General features: G+C 68.1%; 6 protein-coding genes. 5 read left to right on the top strand and 1 reads right to left on the bottom strand.

The features are described from left to right. Positions 1-703, top strand: a 703-nt coding sequence (locus VGH85_21240) for a glucose-6-phosphate dehydrogenase (GenBank protein ID HEY2176340.1), incomplete at its 5' end; no start/stop codon positions are given. 46 nt (positions 704-749) lie between these two features. On the opposite strand, the gene VGH85_21235 is transcribed toward VGH85_21240, so the two are convergent. Next, positions 750-1,304 carry a F0F1 ATP synthase subunit B gene (locus VGH85_21235; GenBank protein ID HEY2176339.1) on the bottom strand — a complete coding sequence of 185 codons (555 nt, stop codon included), beginning with the start codon at positions 1,302-1,304 and terminating at the stop codon, positions 750-752. A 257-nt stretch (positions 1,305-1,561) separates the two neighbouring features. On the opposite strand from VGH85_21235, the gene VGH85_21230 reads away from it, so the two are divergent. The 4 genes from VGH85_21230 to VGH85_21215 form a co-directional block, all read left to right on the top strand. Continuing rightward, a complete protein-coding gene (locus VGH85_21230; protein HEY2176338.1) occupies positions 1,562-2,389 on the top strand; it encodes a hypothetical protein in 828 nt (275 codons plus the stop codon). 48 nt (positions 2,390-2,437) lie between these two features. Beyond that, positions 2,438-2,929 (top strand): phosphate-starvation-inducible PsiE family protein, encoded by a 492-nt coding sequence (locus VGH85_21225; GenBank protein HEY2176337.1) that lies wholly within the window; start codon positions 2,438-2,440, stop codon positions 2,927-2,929. Positions 2,930-3,100: 171 nt separating this feature from the next. Continuing rightward, positions 3,101-3,487 (top strand): DUF3040 domain-containing protein, encoded by a 387-nt coding sequence (locus VGH85_21220; GenBank protein ID HEY2176336.1) that lies wholly within the window; start codon positions 3,101-3,103, stop codon positions 3,485-3,487. A gap of 63 nt (positions 3,488-3,550) precedes the next feature. Further along, positions 3,551-3,762, top strand: a 212-nt coding sequence (locus tag VGH85_21215; GenBank protein ID HEY2176335.1) for a hypothetical protein, incomplete at its 3' end; no start/stop codon positions are given.

Here is a 3,762-nt window from a genome sequence, read left to right as displayed (position 1 = left end):
CGTGGCACTCGAGCCGCCGGCACGGCTGGACGCGGACTCGTTGCACCACGAGATGGTGAAGGTCTTCCGGGCGATCCGGCCCCTGGACCGCAACCGGGTGGTCTTCGGTCAGTACGAGGGGTACCGCGACGAGGTCGGGGTAGACAGGTCGTCGGTCGTGGAGACCTTTGTCGCCATGGAGCTCTATGTGGACGACTGGCGGTGGGTCGGTGTCCCCTTCTACCTGCGCACGGGCAAGGCGCTGGCCGAGAACCGGCGCACCATCACCCTGGGTTTCAGGGAACCACCGCTCAAGATGTTCCCCGGTGACGTCGACGACACCTGCAACGAGGTGGTCCTGGAGCTCACCGACGCCCCGAGAATCTATGCCGATGTCCGGGCCAAGGTGCCTGGTCCCGAACTGGAGCTCGGACGCGGCAGGATGCGGATCGATCTGGTCGAGGCTTTTCCGGGGTCGGAGCCGCTCCCGGCCTACGAGCGTCTGCTGCTCGATGTGATGCGCGGTGACTCGACACTGTTCACCAACACACAGGAGGTCGAGTTGATCTGGGCCCTGTGCGACCCGCTGCTGAACGATCCGCCGGCGCCCGAGCCCTACCAGAGGCGATCGTGGGGGCCTGAGTCGGCGCTGCGGATCCCGGGGGAGCACGGCTGGCGACTGCCGGACGGACGGCACCGAGGGGGACGAACCGGGCGGCCGTAGTCGATCACGAGGAGTCGATCACGGGGAGTCGGTCACGCGGAGTCGGTCACGTGGGCGTGGTGGGCCGGTCAACGGCCCGGGGTGAGGCGGGCAACTGGTCGAGGTCGGCGAGGAAGCGCTCGACGAGGACCCGCTTGTGCTCGTCGACGGCCAGCTCGTATCCGATCAGCTTCTCGGCCAGCTGCAGGGCCAGGTCGCCCATCTCGTGTCGCAGCTCCCGGACGACCCGCTCCCGCTGCGCGGCCAGCTGCATCTCACCGCGCTCCTGGATCCGGGCCACCTCCTCGAGGGCCTGTGCCCGCAGCTCCTCGCGGATCCGCTGGCCGTCCTGCCGAGCGGCCTCGCGAATTCTCGCCGCCTCGATGCGCGCCTCGGCCAGGGCCTGCTCGTACCGTTGTTGGGCGGCCGTCAGCCTCCGGTTCGCCTCCTCGGAGTTCTCGACCAGTTTCCGCACCATCTCCTGCCGCTCGCGCAGCGATTCCGACAGTGGTGGGACGACGAACTTCCAGAACACGAACAACATCAGCAGGAATGCCACCAGCTCGGCAAAGAACGTGCCGTTCGGCAACAGGAAGTTGTCCGCCGCCAGGTACTTCGTCATTGTTCGGTCATGCATCTCGTCGAGTCCCGCCGCCGTTGTCCGTGCGCCCGCCAGCACCCATTCTGTGGCGCTCCGACCCGCGGCGTACCGACCCGGGAGCGGGATGCGGGATCGGCCGGTTCACACCGACAGGGCGAATCGGGGCGACCCGCATCGCTCCGCCGGGTTGGTACCTCGGGCCGGAACGGGCAGCAGAATCAGCACAGTTGTCGCCAACGGTGACGAGGCTGGTCCATGCTGCTGCCCGGGAGTGACCGATGGCTGATTTCCATCTGGACCGGGAGATGGTCGACGACTTCGTCGCCGGCCGGTTGGGTCCCGGAGCCGAGGAGGTGCTCGCCGAGCAGGTGGCGCGCGTGATGCCGTTCCACTGGTCACTGCCCCATCCGGTGGCGGCGAGGCTGTCGCGGATCACGCGGCACCTGGGTGGGGAGCCCGCACTGCTCGCGTGGCTGGACCGCCACCCCGGACTGCCTCGGCTCACGGCCCGCTCGTATGCCGTGATCGCCGTACTCGATCACCTCAGCGCGAGGTCTGCCGTGGTGACCGCGCTCGGCGAGTTCCGCGCGCGGAACCCGGATCCGCCAGGCCTGGCGGCCTACCTGCCGCCGCGGACCGATCACGAGACACTCGCCAGCCTGTCCTATGCGATCGAGGCGCTGCTGGGCGACGACCGCGCCGACGACGCCGTGCGGTTGGCGGACGCGGCCGCCGCGCTCGTCCGGTCGGTGTCGCCCCGTGCCGCGGAGCTCGACCCGGACGTCGGGGACCTCGTCGCCGAACTGGAACAGGCGAGGCGGGCCATCCGCGCGGTCCGCGGCCAGGGGAGAGGGACCGGAGGAGTGACCGTGACCGAACACGAGGCGCTCACGTGGCCGGAGGTCGTGACCAATGTGCGGGCCAGTCTCGACATCGCCCGTGACGCGGTATCCGACGCACGGGTCTGGCTGTCCTCGGACTGGCAGACGCCGGTGCTGCCCAACCCCGCCACCATTGACGAGGCTCGCCGTGACGTCGAAGAAATTCTCACCGCGGTACAGAAGATGGTCGTTGAGGCCAAGGTCCGCCTGGTCGAGTCGGTCTAGGCACGCCTGCTCGCACGCGAGGGAACTGACCGGCCCCGGCACCGTGACATGAGAGCCCGGGGTGGTGGACTGCTGGCGCGCATCGTCCGAGCCATCGAGATCGGCGAGGACAGCATCCACGCGATTGTCGCGGTACTGCTCCTGGTGCTCGGGGTGGCGCTGGTCGTCGACACCGTCCACCACACCGTCGTCATCCTGGCCGGGGCCTACAACCTGCCGGTCATCGTCCTCGGCGTGCTCGACGAGACACTCCTGCTCTTCATCATTGCCGAGCTGCTGCACACGGTCGCAATCGCGCTCCGGCACCGGGGTGCACTCGACCCCGAACCCTTCCTCGTCGTGGGCCTCGTCGCCGGTATCCGGCGGGTGCTGATTCTGACCGCCGAGGCCGAGCAGTCTTTCAGGTGGAATCCAGAAGGAATCGAGCTGCTCATTCTTATGGCATTGATCCTGGTCATGGCCGTCACCACCTATGTATGGCGGAATTCTTCCGGTCCGGCGGCGAAGGATGCAGCGGCCGGGTCGACGCCCGGTGGGTAAAACAGGTAAGGCGCCCCGTTCCCAGGAGGGCCGTCCATTTGTCGACCGTTGTCCGGCACGCAACGCGGCATAGTCACGTCGGGACAGGAGACAGGGGCGTCGTTGCGCCCGGCGGTGTGATGACCCCGACTCTCTCGATCTGTCATTGTTGATGGTATTCCGGAGAATGGTGTGACGGTCGTCCGCCGGTCGGTGCGCAGTCTCACCGGTGCCACGTTCGACGGGCTGTGCACAGTGGGCGAGGAGACCAAGATGTTGAGCGCGCGGGAACGACAGGCCCTGTGGGAGATCGAGCAGCGGCTGTCGTCGGAGGACCCGGGGCTCGCGGCATTGCTGGCGAGGGACATGTCTCCCCGGCCGCCCCGACTGACCAGGTGCGCTCACGACGTCACGGTGGTGGTCGCGGCGCTCCTGGCGACGCTGTGTATGGCCCTGTCGGCGCCGGGCGCGGGGTTGGTGGCCGCATTGTTCGCCTGCGCCGTGTTCGCGATTCGGCGTGCGCGGTTCCGCAGGCCGGGCAGCCATCGTCGATGGCTGCCCCACGCCGGAGGCGCGTAGTTCGGGTCAGCCGCAATTCGGGCCGGCCGCGGCTAAGGGATCGGTGCCCGCGGCGAGAGCTGAGTGGGCGACGCGAAGGGCAACATGACAATGGCTGAGGCCGAAGCTGGTGATTGCGAAATCCAGGTGCGGACGTTCGTCGGCGGACTGGTAGGTCTGCGGGAGAGGGGAGACCCTCGAAAACCGTACCTGGTGCTTACCGCCCCTGAATGGCGATCCTTTCTTCTCCGGGTCAAGCGGGGCGAACTCGACCGGATCGGCGCCCGTGGCGAGAT

The sequence above is a fragment of the Mycobacteriales bacterium genome (assembly GCA_036497565.1).
Lineage (GTDB): Bacteria > Actinomycetota > Actinomycetes > Mycobacteriales > QHCD01 > DASXJE01.
Note: the sequence above shows the minus strand (reverse complement) of the source record. Positions and strands in the feature narration are given on the sequence as shown.